At 62.5% G+C, this 19,614-nt stretch carries 15 protein-coding genes and 1 pseudogene; 12 read left to right on the plus strand and 4 right to left on the minus strand.

Annotated elements, in window-relative coordinates:
- The 5 genes from AB5758_RS05035 to AB5758_RS05055 all read left to right on the plus strand — a co-directional run.
- On the plus strand, window positions 1-1,013 hold a 1,013-nt coding region (locus AB5758_RS05035), incomplete at its 5' end, for a [Fe-Fe] hydrogenase large subunit C-terminal domain-containing protein (RefSeq protein WP_368155421.1).
- A gap of 2 nt (window positions 1,014-1,015) precedes the next feature.
- Window positions 1,016-2,074 (plus strand): ABC transporter substrate-binding protein, encoded by a 1,059-nt coding sequence (locus tag AB5758_RS05040; protein WP_225093776.1) that lies wholly within the window; start codon window positions 1,016-1,018, stop codon window positions 2,072-2,074.
- A gap of 24 nt (window positions 2,075-2,098) precedes the next feature.
- Window positions 2,099-3,454: an ATP-binding cassette domain-containing protein gene (locus AB5758_RS05045; RefSeq protein WP_368155422.1), complete on the plus strand. Its 1,356-nt coding sequence runs from the start codon at window positions 2,099-2,101 to the stop codon at window positions 3,452-3,454.
- A 212-nt stretch (window positions 3,455-3,666) separates the two neighbouring features.
- The gene (locus AB5758_RS05050; RefSeq protein ID WP_161144799.1) at window positions 3,667-3,888 is read left to right on the plus strand and encodes a type II toxin-antitoxin system RelB/DinJ family antitoxin; all 222 of its coding nucleotides are present in this window, start codon (window positions 3,667-3,669) and stop codon (window positions 3,886-3,888) included.
- A gap of 23 nt (window positions 3,889-3,911) precedes the next feature.
- Complete coding sequence (locus AB5758_RS05055; RefSeq protein WP_368141668.1) at window positions 3,912-4,820, plus strand: CPBP family intramembrane glutamic endopeptidase; 909 nt, start codon at window positions 3,912-3,914, stop codon at window positions 4,818-4,820.
- Window positions 4,821-5,018: 198 nt separating this feature from the next.
- On the opposite strand, the gene AB5758_RS05060 is transcribed toward AB5758_RS05055, so the two are convergent.
- Window positions 5,019-7,151 (minus strand): YgiQ family radical SAM protein, encoded by a 2,133-nt coding sequence (locus AB5758_RS05060; protein WP_368141666.1) that lies wholly within the window; start codon window positions 7,149-7,151, stop codon window positions 5,019-5,021.
- Between the two features lie 253 nt (window positions 7,152-7,404).
- Here AB5758_RS05060 and AB5758_RS05065 point away from each other — a divergent pair, with 253 nt between their 5' ends.
- The 4 genes from AB5758_RS05065 to AB5758_RS05080 all read left to right on the plus strand — a co-directional run bounded on the left by AB5758_RS05065 (window position 7,405) and on the right by AB5758_RS05080 (window position 12,251).
- Window positions 7,405-8,121, plus strand: a complete 717-nt coding sequence (locus AB5758_RS05065; protein ID WP_368141665.1) for a YoaK family protein — start codon at window positions 7,405-7,407, stop codon at window positions 8,119-8,121.
- A gap of 165 nt (window positions 8,122-8,286) precedes the next feature.
- Window positions 8,287-9,453, plus strand: a complete 1,167-nt coding sequence (gene fucO, locus AB5758_RS05070; protein ID WP_022094861.1) for a lactaldehyde reductase — start codon at window positions 8,287-8,289, stop codon at window positions 9,451-9,453.
- Window positions 9,454-9,719: 266 nt separating this feature from the next.
- Window positions 9,720-10,739, plus strand: a complete 1,020-nt coding sequence (locus tag AB5758_RS05075) for a M42 family metallopeptidase (RefSeq protein WP_368141457.1) — start codon at window positions 9,720-9,722, stop codon at window positions 10,737-10,739.
- Window positions 10,740-10,877: 138 nt separating this feature from the next.
- Entirely contained in the window at window positions 10,878-12,251 is a 1,374-nt protein-coding gene (locus AB5758_RS05080) for a HipA domain-containing protein (RefSeq protein WP_368141449.1), read from the plus strand.
- An 8-nt stretch (window positions 12,252-12,259) separates the two neighbouring features.
- Here the strand turns inward: AB5758_RS05080 and mnmA are convergent.
- A pseudogene (gene mnmA / locus AB5758_RS05085) lies at window positions 12,260-13,363 on the minus strand (tRNA 2-thiouridine(34) synthase MnmA); the annotation flags it as partial.
- A 178-nt stretch (window positions 13,364-13,541) separates the two neighbouring features.
- The gene (gene cysK, locus AB5758_RS05090) at window positions 13,542-14,480 is read right to left on the minus strand and encodes a cysteine synthase A (protein ID WP_368141450.1); all 939 of its coding nucleotides are present in this window, start codon (window positions 14,478-14,480) and stop codon (window positions 13,542-13,544) included.
- Window positions 14,481-14,733: 253 nt separating this feature from the next.
- Here cysK and AB5758_RS05095 point away from each other — a divergent pair, with 253 nt between their 5' ends.
- The gene (locus AB5758_RS05095; RefSeq protein ID WP_022094857.1) at window positions 14,734-15,162 is read left to right on the plus strand and encodes an RrF2 family transcriptional regulator; all 429 of its coding nucleotides are present in this window, start codon (window positions 14,734-14,736) and stop codon (window positions 15,160-15,162) included.
- Window positions 15,163-15,302: 140 nt separating this feature from the next.
- Here AB5758_RS05095 and AB5758_RS05100 read toward each other — a convergent pair whose 3' ends face one another.
- Window positions 15,303-15,668, minus strand: a complete 366-nt coding sequence (locus AB5758_RS05100) for a phage holin family protein (protein WP_342996892.1) — start codon at window positions 15,666-15,668, stop codon at window positions 15,303-15,305.
- A gap of 325 nt (window positions 15,669-15,993) precedes the next feature.
- On the opposite strand from AB5758_RS05100, the gene AB5758_RS05105 reads away from it, so the two are divergent.
- Window positions 15,994-16,293, plus strand: a complete 300-nt coding sequence (locus AB5758_RS05105) for a YerC/YecD family TrpR-related protein (protein WP_006235366.1) — start codon at window positions 15,994-15,996, stop codon at window positions 16,291-16,293.
- 220 nt (window positions 16,294-16,513) lie between these two features.
- Complete coding sequence (locus AB5758_RS05110) at window positions 16,514-19,612, plus strand: PD-(D/E)XK nuclease family protein (RefSeq protein WP_368141451.1); 3,099 nt, start codon at window positions 16,514-16,516, stop codon at window positions 19,610-19,612.
- Window positions 19,613-19,614 lie beyond the last annotated feature (2 nt).

Here is a 19,614-nt window from a genome sequence, read left to right on the forward strand (position 1 = left end):
CCGTTGAGCGCCTGGCCTGCGCGCTGCGCCGCGTTGGCTTTGAGTACGTGTTCGATACTGATTTCTCGGCCGACCTCACCATCATGGAGGAGGGCTCCGAGCTGCTCGAGCGCCTGGGCGCCGCCAAGGGCGAGGGCGACAGCCGCGGCTGGCCCATGTTTACGAGCTGCTGCCCGGGCTGGGTGCGCTTTGTGAAGGCGCGCTATCCGGAGTTTGTCGACAGCCTGTCTACGTCCAAGTCGCCGCAGCAGATGTTTGGCGCCATCGCCAAGACGTACTACGCCAAGGTGCTGGGCGTGGAGCCCGAGCACCTGTTCGTGGTGTCCGTGATGCCGTGCACAGCCAAGAAGGCCGAGTGCGCGCTGCCGAACATGGTGGGCGAGGGCGGTGCGCCCGATGTGGACGTTGCACTGACGGTGCGCGAGATGGTGCGCATGATCCGCGCAAGCCACGTGAGCGTGGACACGCTGGTCGAGGAGCCGCTCGATACGCCGCTGGGCTTTGGCACGGGCGCGGGCGTGATCTTTGGCGCCACGGGCGGCGTGATGGAGGCTGCCGTGCGCTCGGCCTATTACCTGGTGACGGGCAAGAACCCGGATGCGGATTTCTTTACCGACGTGCGCGGACTCGACGGCTGGAAGGAAGCTGTGGCCGATATCGATGGCACCAAGGTGCGCGTCGCCGTGGCGCACGGGTTGGGCAACGCCGCCCGCCTGCTCGACGCGATTCGCGACGGCCGCGTGAACTATGACTTCGTTGAGGTCATGGCATGCCCGGGCGGCTGCGTCGGTGGCGGCGGTCAGCCCATCCACGACGGCTGCGAGCTGGCAGCCGAGCGCGGCCAGGTGCTGTGGGGGCTCGATGCGAACGCCGATATTCGCTTCTCGCACGAGAATCCCGATGTCCAGGCGTGCTACCGCGAGTTTTTGGGCGCGCCGCTCTCGCCGCTGGCCGAGGAGCTGCTGCATACCGACCATCACGCCTGGTCGATGCCCAATGAGGGGGCGTGCTAGCGATGCGCGCGTTTAATGTTGAGATGACGCGCCGGGGGTTTGCCTCGGCGCTTGCCGCGGGTGCGTTGTCGCTTGCGCTGGTTGGCTGTGGTGGCGGGTCTGTCGTGGCCGGGTCTGCTGCGGGCTCGGCTGCCGGGTCTGCCGCCGACGGTGCCGCTGTCGAGCCGGTTGAGGTACACGTCGCCTCGCTCAAGGGTCCGACGTCGATCGGTCTGGTGCAGTTTATGGACCAGGCAGACGAGGGTGCCACGGATAACGAGTTCGACTTTGCGATCAGCGCCGCGGCCGACGAGGTCGTGCCCAAGGTCATTCAGGGCGATGTCGATATTGCCCTGGTGCCCGCCAACGTGGCGAGCGTTCTTTACAACAAGACCGAGGGTGCGGTCCAGGTCATCGATATCAACACGCTGGGCGTGCTGAACGTGGTGACGGGCGACGCGAGCGTGGCCTCTTTTGGCGATCTGGCGGGTCGTACCGTCTACATGACGGGCAAGGGCACCACGCCGGAGTACGTCATGAACTATCTGCTGGAGCGCGCGGGCCTGACCGGCCAGGTGACGCTCGAGTTCAAGAGCGAGCCCACCGAGGTGCTGTCGGCCCTGCTTGCCGACCCGTCTGCCGTGGGCGTGCTGCCGGAGCCGTTCAAGACCGCGGCCATCGCCAAGAGCGAGGGCAAGCTGTCGGCGCCGGTAAGCCTGACCGATGTGTGGGATGAGCTGGCGGGTGACACGGGTTCGCGTATGCTGACGGGTGTGACCGTGGTTCGTCGCGCGTTTGCCGAGGAGCATCCCGAGGCTGTGGCAGAGTTCTTGCGCTGCCATGCGGCGAGCGTGAAGGCCGTCAATGCGATACCGGCGGACTGGGCGCAGGCCGTGGTCGATGCGGGTATCGTCGATAACGCCGCGATTGCCGAAAAGGCGATTCCCGGGTGCATGCTTGTATGCCAGACGGGGAAAGATATGAAGGCGGCGCTCGGTGGGTACCTGCAGGTGCTGGCCGATGCGGATGCAAGCGCCGTGGGCGGCAAGCTCCCGGCTGATGATTTCTACTACATGGAGTAGCCCGTGCGTGCGTTTGCTCGACACATGACAAAGCGTATGAAGGCGGTGGCGGCAGCAGGTGCCGTTGCCGCCTTTTGGCTTGCCGTGTGGGCTTTCGCGGCGGCGCTGGTGGCACAGCCGCTGATTTTGCCGGGGCCGGGCGCTGTTGTGGTGGCGTTGCTGCGGCTGGTGTGCGATGCCAACACGTGGGCGATTCTGGTGGGCTCAGGCGCACGAATCTTGGGCGGACTGGCGCTTGCCGCGATCTGCGGCGGTGTACTGGCGGGAGTCTCGGTGCGGTCGCGGACGTTTGCCCGTCTGGTGGCGCCGGCGCTTTCGTTTGTAAAGGCGACGCCGGTTGCCTGCGTGGTGGTTCTGCTGCTCATTTGGCTGGGGTCGGCGCGCGTGAGCATTGCAGCGGTCTTTTTGATGGCACTGCCGGGCGTGTATTTTTCGCTGGTCGAGGGTTTGGCACAAGTGGATAAGCCGCTGGAGCAGATGTTTCGTCTGCATGGTGTGCGGGGTTGGCGTCTGTTTTGCGCCCATACCTGGCGCGAGGTCCTGCCGTTTGTGCTTTCGTGCGCCCGGGCCGTGATTGGCATGAGCTGGAAGGCCGGCGTGGCGGCGGAGCTGATCGGCATGGCGACGGGCACCGTGGGCGAGCGTATCTATCAGGCAAAGCTGCTTATCGAGACAGCGGATCTGCTGGCGTGGACCGTGTTGGTCGTGGCGGCATCGTGGGCATGCGAGCGTGTGCTGGTGTGGTTGCTGCGGGCTTCGGGGCCCGCGGCATGGCGTGTGGCCGTGCGGGCGCGTGGGCGCGGTGCTCGCGGGCGTGCGGCCTCTGCTGGCGCCGGCGCTGCGGCGGTGCTTGCGCTTGCCGTGGACGATCGTGCGCCCTGGGCACCGGCGCTCGACGGTCTGGTGCTCAACGTACCCGCGGGCGGGCGTGTTTGCGTGATGGGCGCTTCGGGCGTGGGCAAGTCGACGTTGCTCGCCCTGGCGGCGGGGGAATGCGTGCCGTGTTCGATGGTGTTTCAGGGCGCGCGCTTGGTCGAGTCCGCCTCGGCGCTGGATAACGTGCTGGTGTGTGCCGATGCGCGCGTGGACGCCTCGAGTGCCGCAGCCCTGTTGCGCCTGCTGGTGCCGGGGGTCGATGTACATGCTCGTGTGGCCGAGCTCTCGGGCGGGCAGCGCCGTCGCGTCGAGATTGCCCGAGCCCTGCTGTGCGGCGGTTGCGCCGTCATTCTGGATGAGCCCTTTACCGGCTTGGATGTCGCTGCGCGTGATGCGACGGCCGGCGTCGTGCTCGAGCTGCTCGATGGCCGAACGCTCCTGCTCGCCACACATGACCCCATCGACGCTCAGGCGCTCGATATCTCGGACGTCATCACGCTCTAAATACTTACTCAGCAACAAAATGACCTGTTTTCCGTTCCCATGGGGTCAGATGTGGTATTCTATCTGCGGGGTAATACTTAGGAATACCAAGTAATACCAACGCCGCAGAAACAAACTCCAGATGCGGGTCAATCGGGTTGCCTTCACAGCCCGTCGCCCAGCCGCGTGGCCCGCATCTATCCGCACCACCGTCGTTTCAAAAAGGAAGCGCCATGGCAGAACACATGACCCCCGTAGTCGCGAAGGTCTTGCCCGAGGAGAAGGCAGCCTTCGCGGCGGCAACCCAGCTCGTGGGCACCACGCCGTCCAACGCCATCCGCATGTTTATCGCCGCGTTCAATCGCTGCGGCACCTTTCCGTTTGACATCTCGCCCAACGGGGCCTTTGGCAAAGAGTGCCCCCAACAGCTAGTCGTTGAAGAACGTCCCCAATGACTAGTCGTCGGGAGGAGGTTGGCATGCTCAATGCGATGATTTGGGCGCTTGCCTGTTTTGGCGTCGTCGCTGCCGATATTGCCCTGAGCATGGTTTTGTTCTCCGCGTTGGACATCGTGTCGGCGCTGACGGGTTTCCCGGTCGACAACCTCGATATCCAATGGTTCCAGGCTGCCGCTCAGACGGCGTCGTTTTTGATGGCGCTGCTTTGGTGGCGTTATCTGTGGCCGCGCTCGTTTATGGCGCGCTGGCAGGGCGTGCGCCCGCTTGGCGGGGGATTGCGTAGCGTGTGGAAGCGCATTGCCTGCGTTATCGTGATCGGCTTTGCCCTGCAGGTGGTCGTTGGCTACGTGACCGACGCCGTACTGTCATTGTTGCCCGAGGTCGCGGCCGATTACAGTGAACTTGTCGAGGAAACGGGCATGGGCGACACGAGCTACCTGGCCGTCCTGACCACGGTGCTCGGCGCTCCGTTTTGTGAGGAGTTGCTGGTGCGCGGCATCATTTTTGAGTTTTCGCTCCGAGCGTTTAACCCGCGGTGCCGCCCACTTTGGAAGCTCCGACGTCACGTGCGACCGCAAGACGGCGTCATGGTGCCCTGGGTGGCTCCGAGTACCTGGGGCGTCGCCGCGGCAATCGTACTGCAGGCGGCGGTCTTCGGCTTTATGCACATGAACTGGGTGCAGGGCTGCTATGCGGGCGCTGCCGGTCTCATTTTTGGCTGGGTGCTCGTGACGACCGGAAAGCTTCGCTACACGATCCTGTTGCACTTTGCCTTTAACGCCGGGTCATACCTCATGGGCCTGCTGTGGTTTGTGAACACGCCGCTCGACGTGGTGGTCACGGTTGCCATCGCCGGCTTTGTGCTGGTAGAGGCGATGCGGTCGCTCAGGCAGGCCTGCCAGACGGATCGTCCCTACCAGCAAGCGTGATTCCCTTAAGGGCCAACGTGGATAAAAACAAATCTGCTGTGATTCCCTTAAGGAAAACACGGCTAGGCGTGTCTGAGCGTGTTCCCCCTAGGGAAATCACGACTGGAGACAGCCCAAGCGTGTTCCCCCTAGGGAAAACACGCTTGGGCGATGAGGAGACGTCGGCTGGCCAAGAGACGTCGGCTGGCCCTCGCCACGCTAGTTGCGCCTGCCGCCGCCGTTGGCGCCCTGCCGTCCCTGGGCGGCGCGGTTGCGGCCTGCGGTGTTCTGCGCGCGCGACATGCCGCTGTGCCCCTTGCTACCCTTGGGCCCCTTGCCGGCGCCACCGTGCGGCTTGCCGCCCTTCTTGCCGGTTCCATGCCCGCCGTTGGCAGATGTCTCGCCCGGGCGCGGCGGCACGGGACGAATCAGGCAATGCTTGGTGTAGCCAATCAGATCGCGGCGGCCGGCTTTTTCCAGCGCCTCGCGCACGAGCTTGTAGTTCTCGGGCTTGCGATACTGGATGAGCGCACGTTGCATGGCCTTCTCGTGCGGGTCGCGCGCCACATAGATCGGCTGCATGGTGCGCGGGTCCACGCCGGTGTAGTACATGCACGTCGACATGGTGGACGGCGTGGGGTAGAAGTCCTGCACCTGCTCGGGCATGTAGCCCATGTCGCGCACGGCCTCGGCGAGGTCCACGGCTTCCTTCATGGTTGAGCCCGGGTGGCTCGATATCAGGTATGGCACCACGTACTGCTTGAGTCCGTATTCGCGGTTCAGGCGTTCAAATTTACGGCAGAACGCGTCGTAGACGGCGCGGCTCGGCTTGCCCATCACGGACAACACCGCGTCGCTCACATGCTCGGGTGCTACGCGCAGCTGGCCCGAAACGTGATGCTCCAGCAGCTCGCGCAAAAACTCGTCCGAGGCGTCGGCCATGGTGTAGTCAAAGCGGATGCCGCTGCGGACGAAGACCTTCTTGACGCCCGGCAGCTGGCGCAGGTCGCGCAACAGCTGCGTGTAGCCGCTCTCGTCGACTACCATGTTCTTGCACACGCTCGGCCACAGGCAGCGCTTGTTCTTGCACACGCCGTGCTTGAGCTGCTTGTCGCAGGCAGGGCGGCTAAAGTTGGCCGTCGGTCCGCCCACGTCATTGATGTAGCCCTTAAACTCGGGATCGCGCGTGAGCAGCTCGGCCTCGCGCATGATCGAATCGTGGCTGCGCATCTGCAGCACGCGACCCTGGTGGAAGGTGAGGGCGCAAAACGAGCACTCACCAAAGCACCCGCGGTTGGAGCTAATGGAAAACTTGATCTCGGCAAAGGCCGGCACGCCGCCCGCCGCGTCGTAATCGGGATGCCAATCGCGTGCGTAGGGGAGTTCGGCCACCTCGTCCATCTCATCGGTGGTGAGCGTCGCCGATGGCGGGTTCTGCACCACATAGACGCTGTTGGGGTAGGGCTCTACCAGGCGATGTCCGGTGATGGGGTCCATATTCTGCTGCTGGACGTTAAAGCTGCGCGCGTAGTTGAGCTTGTCGGCGGCAAGGTCGTCCCAGCTGGGCAGCAGGTCGTAGTCGTAGACCTCGTCGAGCGAGCTGGTGCGGTAGACGGTGCCATTGATATAGGTGATCTGATCGACGGACAGCCCCGCGTCGAGCGCGTCGGCGATCTCGACAATCGCGTGCTCGCCCATACCGTAGATGAGGATGTCGGCGCCCGAGTCGAGCAGTACCGAGCGCTTGAGCTTGTCCTGCCAGTAGTCATAGTGGGCCAGGCGGCGCAGGCTTGCCTCGATGCCCCCGATGATGATGGGGACGTCCTTAAACGTCTGGCGGATGAGGTTGCCGTAGACCGTGACGGCTCGGTTGGGACGGCGCCCCTCCTCGCCACCGGGGGTATAGGCGTCGGTGTGGCGGCGGTGCTTGGTCACTGAATAGTGGTTGACCATGGAGTCCATGTTGCCGGCACTGACGAGAAAGCCCAGGCGCGGTTCGCCGAGCGCGGTGATGCTGGCGGGGTCGGTCCAGTCGGGCTGGCAGATGATGCCCACCTTATAGCCGTGCGCGTCGAGGACGCGACTGATGATGGCCATACCAAAGCTGGGGTGGTCCACGTAGGCGTCGCCGCAGATGTAGACAAAGTCGCACTGGTCCCAGCCGCGCGCATCCATGTCGGCGCGGCTGACGGGGAGGAACTTATCGCGGCCCGGGCGCCAGGGACGGGCGGGCGCTGCAGAGGCATGCGTGGGTCGCGAGCCTTGCGTCTTACCGCCGCGCTTTTGCTGCTGGCCTTGTTTGCCCTGCTGACTGCGCTGGTTGTTCTGAGCGTGCTGAGGCTTTTTTGCCACGATCCCTCCCGGTGTTTGTATGCTGCACGTAATTGTAACCAGTCTTTTTGGGACGGCGCTAAAAAGACTGGTGGAGTACATGAGCTGGCGGATCGGCGCGTCGATGCGGGTGCCGTTTGTTTCCAGACTGTGTATCTGCGCGTTGGAGAACCCGTCTCGCGCGCACGCCATGTTGTCAATGGGTTACAGTATGAACGGCGGCTATGTTTCCGCCAACGCACGAGAGAGTCGTCAACAAGGAGGATGCACGACGATGCAGCGTGCCAAACAGATATCGGAGTCTATTGAGCTGGGCATCATCTTGGCGCTCGCCGGTGGCTTTATGGATGTGTATTCGTACATTGGGCGCGACCATGTTTTCGCAAACGCGCAGACGGGCAACATCCTGCTCGTGGGCGTGAGCATCTCGGAAGGCAACTGGGCGCTTGCGGGGCGCTACTTCTTCCCTGTGGTGTCGTTTGCCGTGGGCATTATGCTTGCCGACCTGGTACACGAGCGGTTTGGCAGCGTGATCCACTGGCGTCAGGTGACGGTGTTCTTTGAAGCCGTCATCTTGCTGGGCGTGAGCTTTATCCCGGGCGGCAATTTCAACCTGCTCGCCAACTGCCTCACCTCGTTTGCCTGCGGCATGCAGGTCGAGAGCTTCCGCAAGATCCACGGTCACGGCATCGCTACGACCATGTGCATCGGCAACTTGCGCAACGCGCTGCAAAACGTGGACGATTACATCATCACCCACAGGCGCGGCTTTTTGGAAAACGGCCTGCTGTACTTTGGCGTGATCCTTACCTTTGTGTTTGGCGCCGTGTTGGGCAACTGGTGTATTGAGCGCATGGGCCTGCATGCCATCGTCGTGGCGAGCTTGCTGCTGTTTGTCGCGTTTGCCATCATGTTCATCGACCGCGAGCGCGACTTGCGCTTACGCTGGAAGGTTGCGGCCGAGGCTTGGAAAGAGGGCTGCCGAAAGTAACCGATTGCGGCAAAGGGGCTGTTCCTTTGCCGTAATATTTTTCATCATCTGTTGAAACGCTTTAACACTTTTGACGTTCTCACGCGTTTTTCGTTTCAAAAGCGTTAGGATGGGACTTATAGCGCGGGGCGTAATGGGTGCCCCGCACACGATGGGAGGCTATCAATGGCTAATCGTTTCGTTCTCAATACCATTTCTTATCATGGTTCCGGCGCCATCAAGGAGATCCCCGGCGAGCTCCAGCGTCGCGGCTACAAGAAGATCTTCGTCTGCTCCGACCCCGATCTGGTCAAGTTTGGCGTTACCGCTAAGGTGACCGACGAGCTCGACGCTGCCGGCATCGCTTGGAGCCTCTACTCCGAGATTAAGCCCAACCCCACGATCCAGAACGTCAAGGACGGCGTCGAGGCCTTTAAGGCCGCCGAGGCTGACGCTATCGTGACCATCGGTGGCGGCTCCTCCATGGACACCGCCAAGGCCATCGGCATCATCATCAACAACCCCGAGTTCGCCGATGTCCGCAGCCTCGAGGGCGTTGCTCCCACTAAGAACCACGCTGTGTTCACCATCGCTGTGCCGACGACCGCCGGTACCGCCGCCGAGGTGACCATCAACTACGTCATCACCGACCCCGAGAAGGTCCGCAAGTTCGTGTGCGTCGACACCAACGACGCCCCCGAGGTCGCCGTCGTCGACCCCGACATGATGGCCTCCATGCCCGCCGGCCTGACCGCTTCCACTGGCATGGACGCTCTGACCCACGCCATCGAGGGCTACACCACCAAGGGCGCTTGGGAGCTCTCCGACATGTTCCACTTTGAGGCTATCAAGCTGATCAGCGAGAACCTGCGCGACTCCGTTGCCGAGGCCAAGTCCGGTCAGCCCGGCTCCGGCCGCGAGGGCATGGCTCTTGGCCAGTATGTCGCCGGCATGGGCTTCTCCAATGTTGGCCTGGGCATCGACCACGCCATGGCTCACACCCTGTCCGCTCACTACGACACCCCGCACGGCGTCGCCTGCGCCATGCTGCTGCCGATCGCCATGGAGTTCAACAAGCCGGTTTGCGCCGAGCGCCTGGCCAAGGTTGCCGTCGCCATGGGCGTTGACACCACGGGCATGAGCACCGATGAGGCCGCCGATGCCGCCATCGCCGCCGTTAAGCAGCTTTCCGCCGACGTGAACATCCCGCACGTCTGCGAGGCCATGAAGGCCGACGAGATCGAGGTCCTGGCCAAGGACGCCATGGCCGACGCCTGCTTCCCGGGCAACCCGCGCGAGGCGACGCTCGACGACGTCATTGAGCTCTTCAAGAAGATCTGCCCGGCTGCCTAACTTGGTTCGGCGGGCCCCTGCCCGTTAGCCCCACAATCGTCCTCGGACATGTCGGAAGCCCCCGCTGCGCACTTCGTGCGGCGGGGGCTTCCTTCGTCCTGCGGAAAGATTGTGGGGCTAACGGGCAGGGGCCCGCCGGCTCCTTATCGTGGCGGGCGCAGTTCTGAAGAGCTCGATGGGTCATCTCGCTAGGTAAAAAGATGGTTCGCGGTGGTATCGTTGCTGTGGGTTTAATTCGATATGAAAGGGTGACTTTGGTGTCCAAGATGGATTCTACGCTCTCCTATATTACTGACCAGTTGAAGGCGCTTACCTCGATTGCTTCGCCTACGGGCTATACCCGTGCGGCGACTGATTATCTAATGGAAACGTTGCGCGATATGGGCTTTGGGCCCGAGCGCTCCAATAAAGGCAACGTGCTGGTTGAGCTTGGCGGCGAGGGCGAGCCGCTTGTGTTGGCGAGCCATGTCGATACCCTGGGCGCCATGGTGCGTTCCATTAAGGATAATGGCCGCCTGCGCCCCACGACGCTCGGTGGGCATCAGTGGTCTACGGCCGATGGCGAGAACTGCACCGTCTACACGCGTGACGGTAATGTCTACACGGGCGTGGTCCTCAATACCGAGCCTTCGGCGCATGTGGCCGATGAGCCGGTCAAGACCATCGAGAAGAATATGGAAATCCTGCTCGACGAGAACGTTGACAGCAAGGACGATGTGCTCGAGCTGGGTATTCAGACCGGTGACATCATCGCTATGGACCCGCGCACCACGGTGACGGAGAGCGGATACATTAAGAGCCGCTTCCTGGACGACAAGCTGTCCGCGTCGATTCTGCTGGGTCTGGCCCGCGCCGTTGCTGACGGCGAGGTGTCGCTTTCGCGCAAGGTGTCGCTGCTCTTTACGGTGTACGAGGAGGTCGGCCACGGCGGTGCCTTTGTGCCGGCCGACACGCGCGAGATGATCAGCGTGGACATGGGCTGCGTGGGCGACGACCTGGGCTGCACCGAGCGCATGGTTTCGATTTGCGCTAAGGATTCGGGCGGTCCGTACAACTACGACCTGGTAACCACGCTGTCCAACATCGCGCGCGAGCTGGAGCTCGATTACGCCATCGATGTGTACCCGCACTATGGCTCCGACGTCGAGGCCACGCTCTCGGCCGGCTACGACATTCGCCATGGTCTGATCGGCCCCGGCGTGTACGCGAGCCACAACTACGAGCGCAGCCACATCGACGGCGTGCGCAATACCTACGAGCTGGTTCGCGCCTACGTTCAGCGCTAGGGGAGTAGCTTGCGACTCGGCTGACCAATCGCTAAGGCCCGATTTCTCGGGCCTTTTTTCGTTTTGGGTTGTTTAGTATTATGATGTATGTAATCTATTAACTAAACGTTTAAATTACTTAACGTGGTGATGCGGTGTATGGATACGTCTGAGTACTTGTCTATGGGTGATGCTGCCCGCCTGCTGGGCGTTACGAAAGCCCGCATATCTCAACTTGCCTCATCGGGAACGCTCGCGTGCGATATTGTGGGCGGACGGAAGATGGTCGAGTACAATTCCGCGGTCGCTTATCAAAAGGTCCGCAAACGTGGACGCCGTCCTGCGGCCGATGTGGGGCGCAAGTTTACGCTGATGTCCGTCGATTACGAGGTTGCGCGTGTCTCATTTGATCCGACGCGTGAGTTTCCCTTCGAAATCGCCGAGGTACTCGATGAGCAGAGGATGCCGTTTGGCACGTGCTCGAGCTCTTCTCCTACGGTGAATAAACGGGAGCTCAACGTGTGGTGGAGCCATCGGTCGGTGCCCGATGTTCGTCCCGGACTCGTCTCGCGCTATCGCGAACTGGGAATTGCCTGTGGCATCGAGGTTCCGGTTCGGTGCCTGGGCCTCTCGCTTTCTGATTGTTATTGGCTGCGGCCGACCGATTGCACCGAACTTAAATGGCGAAACATCAATTACTTTGAGAACGAATTTGAGCGATCGGCGCCCGAAGAGCGTTCGGGTTGGCTGGAAGGCATCGGTCTTAAAAATCCCGACAACACATCCGAGGGCGAGCTTCCTAAATCGTGGATGATTCGCAACGGTGTTCGCGTTCTGGTCAAGGGGTGCGGCATGGACGACCAACGGCCCTTTAACGAGGCGGTTGCAACGGCTCTGCATCGTCGCTTGCTGTCGGAGGGCGAGTTTGTTCCTTATACGGTTGAGCGGATGTTCGATGGCCCTGTGTGTCTGTGCGACGACTTTCTAGACGGCCGCGAGGAATATGTTCCGGCTGTTTACGTTAAGAACGCCCTTGGCGGCCAGCGAGGAAGCTCGACGTACGACCGGTACTGCCGCTACCTCGGCAAGCATGGTGTCGATGAGGCCGCTGTGAGAAGGTCTATGTCGCAGATGATTGTCTGCGATGCCCTTTTGGCCAACAGCGACCGCCATTGGCGAAACTTCGGCATCATCCGCAATGTCGACACCCTGGAGATAAGGCCTGCTCCGCTGTTCGATAGCGGCAACTGCCTATGGTACAACGTGCCAACTGCCGTGCTCGCAGCTGGTGAGTTTGGGTTTTCCGCTAAGCCGTTTGGGCCCGACCCTTCCGTCCAGCTGGCGCTTGCGGACTCACTCGATTGGTTCGATTCATCGCGGCTCAACGGATTTGTTGATGAGGCAATCGAGATTCTTTCGCAGAGCGAATGGGCGACGGCGGAGGGTCGACTCGAGGCCATTCGCCGCGGCCTCGAGCGTCGCGTAATCGAGGTTAGTGCCGCTGTTGAGGTGCTTCGGCACGTGCAGCGATAAACCTGCGGCTACTTAAGTGCGCCGGTCACCGTACCGCCGCCGAGGACGATGTCGCCGCGGTAGACTACAACGGCTTGGCCGGGGGCGATGGCGCGCTGCGGCTCGTCAAAAGTTAGCAGCATTTGTCCGTCGGCGTCACGCGTAAGGGTCGCTGCCTGGTCTTTCTGACGGTAGCGGTACTTGGCACCTACGCGAATGCCGCCGGCATCCAGCTCGGCCTCCATGCGTGCGTCCGGCGCGCTCCAGATCCACTCATCGGCCGTGAGGGCGGCGGCGGTCAGGTCCTCGGCCTCGCCCAGATGCACGGTGTTGTTGGCGGCGTCGACGCCCGTCACATACACGGGATGCGCCATCGCGACGCCCAGGCCTTTGCGCTGGCCGATGGTGTAGCGCAGCGCGCCATTGTGGCGCCCGACCACGCTGCCGTCGCGCCACACAATGTCGCCCGGTGCAGCGGGATGTCCGCAGCGGCGCTCGATATAGCCCGCGTAGTCACCGTCTGGAATAAAGCAGATGTCCTCGCTTTCGGCCTTCTGGGCGTTGGTAAAGCCCTGCTCGGCGGCTATGCGGCGCACGTCGCGCTCCTTGTCCAGGCCTGCCAGTGGAAAGATCGTGTGCGCCAGGCGCTCCTGCGTAAGCGAATACAAAAAGTAGCTTTGGTCCTTTTTGGGGTCTTCGCCGCGATGTAGCTGCCAGGTGCCGTCTGCCGCCTGGCTTGTTTTGGCGTAATGTCCCGTGGCGATGTAGTCGCAGCCCATATCCAGCGTCGCATCGAGCAGCGCGCCAAACTTAATATGGCGGTTGCAGATGATGCACGGGTTGGGCGTCAACCCCTCCTGATAGGCAGTCACGAAGCGCTCGATAACGTTGCGGTCGAAGGTCTGCTGCAGGTCGAGCACATGGTGGGGTATCCCCAGGCGCTCGGCGACGGCCTTTGCATCGGCGATGTCGCGGTCGACCTTACTCATGCCCGTGGCGGGGTCGGGTGCGGGGCGGGTGAGGCGCATGGTGGCGCCGACGCATTCGTAGCCCTGGCTTTTGAGCAGGTACGCGGTCACGCTGGAATCGACGCCGCCGCTCATGGCGACGAGCACGCGCTTGTTGTGCATGGGGAGGTTCTCCTTGGTGGCATGTGGCCAAAAAAGAAAAGCGGCGCGGGAGGCTGGTTCCGCGCCGCAGACATTGTAGCAAGTTCGGACGTCTCGTGGGACACCCTAACGAGATGGGCTTAGGCTGCCAGAAGAGAGGGGAGACCGGCGTGCCTTGGACTCGTTCTAAGAACGAGAAGCTCTAGTCCTGGAACAGTGCCGTGGACAGGTAGCGCTCGCCGGTGTCGGCAAGCAGGGCCACGATGGTCTTACCCTCGTTCTCGGGGCGCTTGGCCAGCTGCAATGCGGCCCACACGGCGGCACCGGACGAAATGCCTACGAGCACGCCCTCCTTGTGGCCCACGGCGCGGCCGGTGGCAAAGGCGTCGTCGTTCTCGACGGGGATGATCTCGTCGTAGACCCGGGTGTCGAGGACGTCGGGCACAAAGCCGGCGCCGATGCCCTGGATCTTGTGCGGGCCGGCCTGGCCCTTAGAGAGCACCGGGGAGGTGGCGGGCTCGACGACGACTACCTTAATCTCGGGGTTCTGCTCCTTGAGGAACTCGCCCACGCCGGTCACGGTACCACCGGTGCCGACGCCGGCAACGAAGATGTCGACCTTGCCGTCGGTGTCGTCCCAGATCTCGGGGCCGGTCGTTGCCTTGTGAATGGCGGGGTTGGCGGGGTTCACAAACTGGCCGGCGATGATGCTGTTGGGAGTCTCCTTCTGCAGCTCCTCGGCCTTGGCGATAGCGCCCTTCATGCCCTTGGAACCGTCGGTGAGTACGAGCTGTGCGCCATATGCCTGCATAAGCTTGCGGCGCTCGACGGACATGGTTTCGGGCATGGTGATGATCACCTTGTAGCCGCGGGCGGCCGCCACCGAGGCGATGCCGACGCCGGTGTTGCCGCTCGTGGGCTCGATGATGGTATAGTCGCCGCCGCGCACGAGCTTGCCTGCCTTCTCGGCCTCGTCAATCATGTTCTTGGCGACGCGGTCTTTAACGGATCCGGCTGGGTTGAAGTATTCCAGTTTGACGAGCACGCGGGCCTTGAGGTCCTCGTCGGCCTCAAAGTGGGTGAGCTCCAGAAGCGGGGTGTGGCCGATAAGCTGATCGATGGACGTGTAAACCTTGCTCATGGTGAACCTCCAAAGTGTTCAAGTTGCTGGTTGCCGTGTGGTTTCACGGTGCGTGTAGCAGCTAAACCCATAAACCTTATAGGTTGTTCGTTTAGCTGTTGGCAAGCATAGTAGACACTAAAGCCTAGTAATGCAATAGGAAATAGAAGATTATTACGAGTCGATTAACCATCTTGACCGGAACGGGTATTTTCAAACCCATTTTTTCGGCTAGAATTTCAACGGACTAAAAGACCGAAAGGCAGCACTATATATGTTGGTTTCTACTAAGGGCAGGTACGCCCTGCGCGTTATGGTCGATCTGGCCGAGCACCAGGCGGCCGGTCGCATCCCGCTCAAAGAGATCGCGGCGCGACAGGGGATTTCCGAGAAATATCTCGAGAACATCTTGGCTACGCTCGTGCGCGCCAACATGCTTTCGGGCATGCGTGGCAAGGGCGGCGGCTATGTGCTCACGCGTCCGCCCGAGCAGTACACGGTGGGCGAGATCTTGCGCCTGACCGAGGGCAGTCTGGCGCCGGTCGCCTGCCTGGATGGCGACTGCAAGGGCTGCTCGCGCTCGGATGAGTGCCCCACGCTCGACGTGTGGAAGAACCTGGACAAGCTCATCAACGACTACCTCGACGGCGTGACGCTCGATCAACTTGTCGCTCCCAACCATGGCTACGACTACGTCATCTAGCCCACCTGCCATTTGGGGACGGGGTGGAAATGGTAGATTTTCTTGCCCTCTGAGGATTGACAAATAAGAAGGCCGCCCATTTTTGCGATGGGCGGCCTTCGTTTTGGGCTGTTGAGACGGACACGGTCGGAATGGCCGTTTTAGTCCTCGGCAAGACTATCGAGGATGCTGCGCATGATGGACACTAGGATGCTGCCCATAAAGGCCGAGCCAAAGCCGGCGATGGAGATGCCGACGCCCAACAGGTTGACCGACAGGTAGCTGGCGAGCTCCAGCATAAAGCTGTTGAGCACGAGCTGGAAAATGCCGAGCGTAATGATCGTGAGCGGCAGTGAGATGACCGTGAGGAACGGTTTGACGAACGAATCGACGATGTTGAGGAACAGTCCCACAAAGGCAAAGCAGACCCAGGCCTCGGCAAAACCGAAGGGTTGGATGCCGGGGACGAGGAACGTGGCGATCGCGATGGCGATCGAGGTGAAGAGCCAGTTAAGCATAAAGCGCATGGCGTGAATCCTTTCTTGCGCCGGGGTTGCTGGCGTCGCGTGAAGCGGCTTGCGGCGGCGACTTGGATGGTTGCGCGGGCGCGCCGCGGTGTTTGGGCGCCCATTGTCTCAAATATTCGTGGAGCTTACGTGCGCATTCGGTTTCTAAACGGCGTTCGTCCTGAAAAACGTGCCGCTGACAGAGAGTCTTGTCACTTTAGTTTGGTGGTGTGCTACACTGCTACGGGCAAATGGCCCATGCATAGTTTTATTGCATATTTACGGGCGAACGATGCCCGATGTCAGTATCAACTTCGATGCCTTTTGGCGGGTTTGGCGGTGATCGATGAATATCGAGAACATGTTTGACAAGCCTGATGTCAAGCAGCTGGTCCACGCATTTAGTCTTTTGGACGACGAGAACGATATCCAGGCGTTTTTAACCGATATCTGCACGCCGCGCGAGATTTGCGATTTATCGCAACGCCTGCAGGTCGCGCGCTATCTGGATGAGGGCGAGCCCTATGTTGAGGTTCAGGCCCGCACCGGCGCTTCGTCCACCACGGTGAGCCGCGTGTCCAAGGCGCTTAATGGCGAGTACGGTGGCTATCGCAAGATCCTCATCAAACTGGAGGATGGCGAGTAGGCCAGCGGCAAAAACGAATTGCGCAGAACCGTCCCTTCGGGGGCGGTTTTTTGATCCCTTGGGGACGGAGGAAAACGGATCACCGGGTTAGACTAACCCCCTCTGTGATCCGTTTTCCTCCGTCCCCAAGGAATCAAATCTGTTGGCGTGGGGCAAATCTGTCCGCATGGGCGGGTAGGATGGATGCATTGATTATTGCGAACAGTTTGAGCGGAGGACCATGCCTGTTCGAATCTATACCACCAATGCCGGCACGGATTTGAGCGATGCCGAGTCGGCGCTGCTTGCCGACCTTGTTGACTGCCACGGACGTGCCGTTTTGCTGGCGCCCTCGTTTGCCGAGCTCGACCTGTGCCGTCACGATGCTGCGGTTGCTGGCGCCTCGCTGGGCGTTGACTACAAAACCCCCGCATCGTGGCTTCGTTCGCTGTGGGAGCTTATGGGCGATGGCCGCAGCTTCGTCGACAACATGCAGCGCCAGATGCTGTTCTCGGACATGATCGCCCGTCGCGACGATGCCGGCCTGCAGCCGCTTTCGCGCAGTCAAGGCACGGTGCGCATGCTCGCGCGCATGGCCCGCGATGTGCTGCCGGGCGTAGCGGGAACGGGTGCCGAGCGTTGCTGCGGCGACGTTTGCCAGCCCGATCCCAAAAGCGACGCCGAGGCTCGCGTGTTCGAGCTGTTGAGTGCCTACGCGGGCGGCTTGGACCGTCGAGGCATGGTCGAGCCCTGCGAGGCGGCTGACCTTATGGCCGAGGTGCTGGCCGACAACCTACCGGCGTGCGCCCGCGCGGTATGTGTGCGCGGTATCACGTCGTTTATGCACGGCCTGCTCGAGTTGCTGTCCGCCGTGGCAAACAACGGGGGAGAGGTCGTTGTGCTGCTTGCCCGCGAGCAGGCGGCAATGCGCGAGGATCTGGCTGCCGCCTTTGATGCCCGCGGTGTGCTGTTTGAGGCTGCGCCGCTGGGGGAGGGTGCCGCCACGCCCCAGACTGCCTCCAAGTCCGTCGCTCAGCCCGCCTTTGTAGAGGTTGCCGGCCCTCACGCCCGCGCCCACGCCTATGTGGATGCAATCGATAGGCTGGTAAAAACGTGTGAGGACGCCGCGGTCGACGGCGGTGTCACGGCGTCCGCGGACCCCGTGCGTGTGCTCATGGTGTCTGCCCGGGCGCCCCAGCTGTTTGGTGAACTCGCTGCCCGTTTGGCGGCGCGTCATATTGCGGCCGAGACAACCGAGTTCACGGCGTTTTCCCAATCCATCGCGGGCAGGCAGTTCACGGCGCTCGCCAATCTGATCGAGCGCATGAAGGCCGCCGATGAGGGCACCGCCTCTAAGACCGAGTGGTGGCCCGCGCCGGAGCTTACCGACTGGATTTACAGTCCGCTTTCGGGTGCCGATGCCGCCAGCGCGCGCACCTTCGACAAGAACATGCGCCTGTCGCGCGGCAAGACCACCACGGCCGTCAAGAGCCTGCTGCAGAGCGTGCAGGGCCAGGTCAGGGGCACGCGCAAGGCGGCGAGCGATGAGAACTGGTTTAAGAACGTGCCGTGCGTGGTCTCGGACGTGTTCCAAGCGCTGTGGCGCGACAAACCCGTGACGGCGCTCAAGGCCATGCTCGCCGTCGCCGAGGCGTTGCCCGATCGCGCCCTTGGAGGCCTTGACGGTCAGGCTCGTCGCCAGGCGGAGACCGCCCTGCTGCGACATGCCATCGACATCCTTATGAACGATGCCCGTACGCTCGACGTGTCGCAGGCCGCGACCGTGCCCGTGCTCGACGACGTCCGCACCAAGGTGGACAAGCGCAGCACCGCATACGATTACGAGACCTACGAGGTCGACCGCGCGCCGCGCGCCCAGGTGCGCTTTGCGTCGCTTGCCGATGCGGCAGCCCTGCGCCCCGATAGCTACGATGCCGTGCTGTTTGCCGACGTCGATCTGGACAGTTATCCGCTCTCACACGAGGAGGGACCGCTGGCCACGCTGACGGCCAAGCTGGGGCGCAGCGGCGTGACGCTTGAGCCCGCGGCCCTGCTGCGCGTGCGCTTTGGCCGCGCGATGCAGGCCGCGCGCGGCCCCGTTGTGCTCGCCCGCGTGACCCACGATCGCCAGGCACGCGAGTGCTATCCGGCTGCCGTGTGGACCGAATTGCGGGCGCATGCCGAGGCCGCTGGCGCCGCCAGGGTTGCGTGCGTGGGAGAGGGCGGTATCGTCGCCGATTTTGATCCAGCGGCCGGCGAGGGCATCGAGTGCAAGCGCGTCGCGTGCGAGGCTCCTCAGCATTTGAGCGAGGCGGCTGTGCCGTACCTGGTCCTGCGCCGCCGCGATGGCGAGGACGAGAATGCGCCGCTCGTGCCGCGCCTGACGTCCGCCTCGCAGATTGAGGCGTACTCGACGTGCCCGCTGTGCTGGTTCGTGTCGTATCGCGTGAAGCCCCAGTCCATCGATGCGGGCTTTGGCAACATGGAGAAGGGCAACTTTGTCCACGACGTGCTGGAGCACCTGCATGCCCGCCTGCCCCAGGAGGGCATGGAGCGCGTGACGCCCGAGAATCTGCCGCGCGCTCAGGAACTGCTGCGCGAGGTCTTTGACGAGACGTTGGCCGAGCACGCCGGCAAGCGAGGCACGGAGGGCCCGCTGGTGCCACTCTCTGCGGTGGAGGAGCGCCAGGTGGCCGAGATCTTGCCGCAGTTGGAGGGCGTGCTAGCCTACGAGTCCGAGGCACTTGCCCCCTTTGCCCCGCGCTACCTGGAGTTCGCCTTCAACGAGCTCAAGGTCGAGTATGCCGGTTGGCCGCTTGGCGGGCGCATCGACCGCGTGGACGTGGACGCCGAGAATCGTGCCGTGGTGATCGACTACAAGCATCGCACGGGCGTTGAGGAGTTTAAACTCGCCGACCCCACGGTACGCGACGAGGAATCGGGTACGGCGCCCATCGACGATCCGCGCTGGTTGCCGCCCCATACCCAAACGCTCATCTACGCGCAGGCCATGCGCCGGGCGCTGGATTTGGACACCCGCGCGGCGCTCTACTTTTCGACCAAGGGCGGCAAGCCGGCGCTGCGAGGCGCCGCGAGTGCCGAGCTGCTCGAGGAAGAGCGCGGCGACGGTCGCATCCCGGGCCTTAAGAAGGGCTTTCCGGGCGAGGGCGGCAGCATGGACTTCGACGCCCTGCTCGATCGCGTGGAGGCCGGCATCGCCGAGCGCCTGCGCGAGCTCGAGGCAGGCAACGTTGCCGCCGTCGACCCGACGTTGGCTCAGGCCGCGCATGCGCGCTGCTCGTATAACCACGAAGGAACGTTTGTAAGGAGGGACGTGTAGAC

The sequence above is a fragment of the Collinsella aerofaciens genome, from assembly GCF_040926405.1.
GTDB lineage: Bacteria > Actinomycetota > Coriobacteriia > Coriobacteriales > Coriobacteriaceae > Collinsella.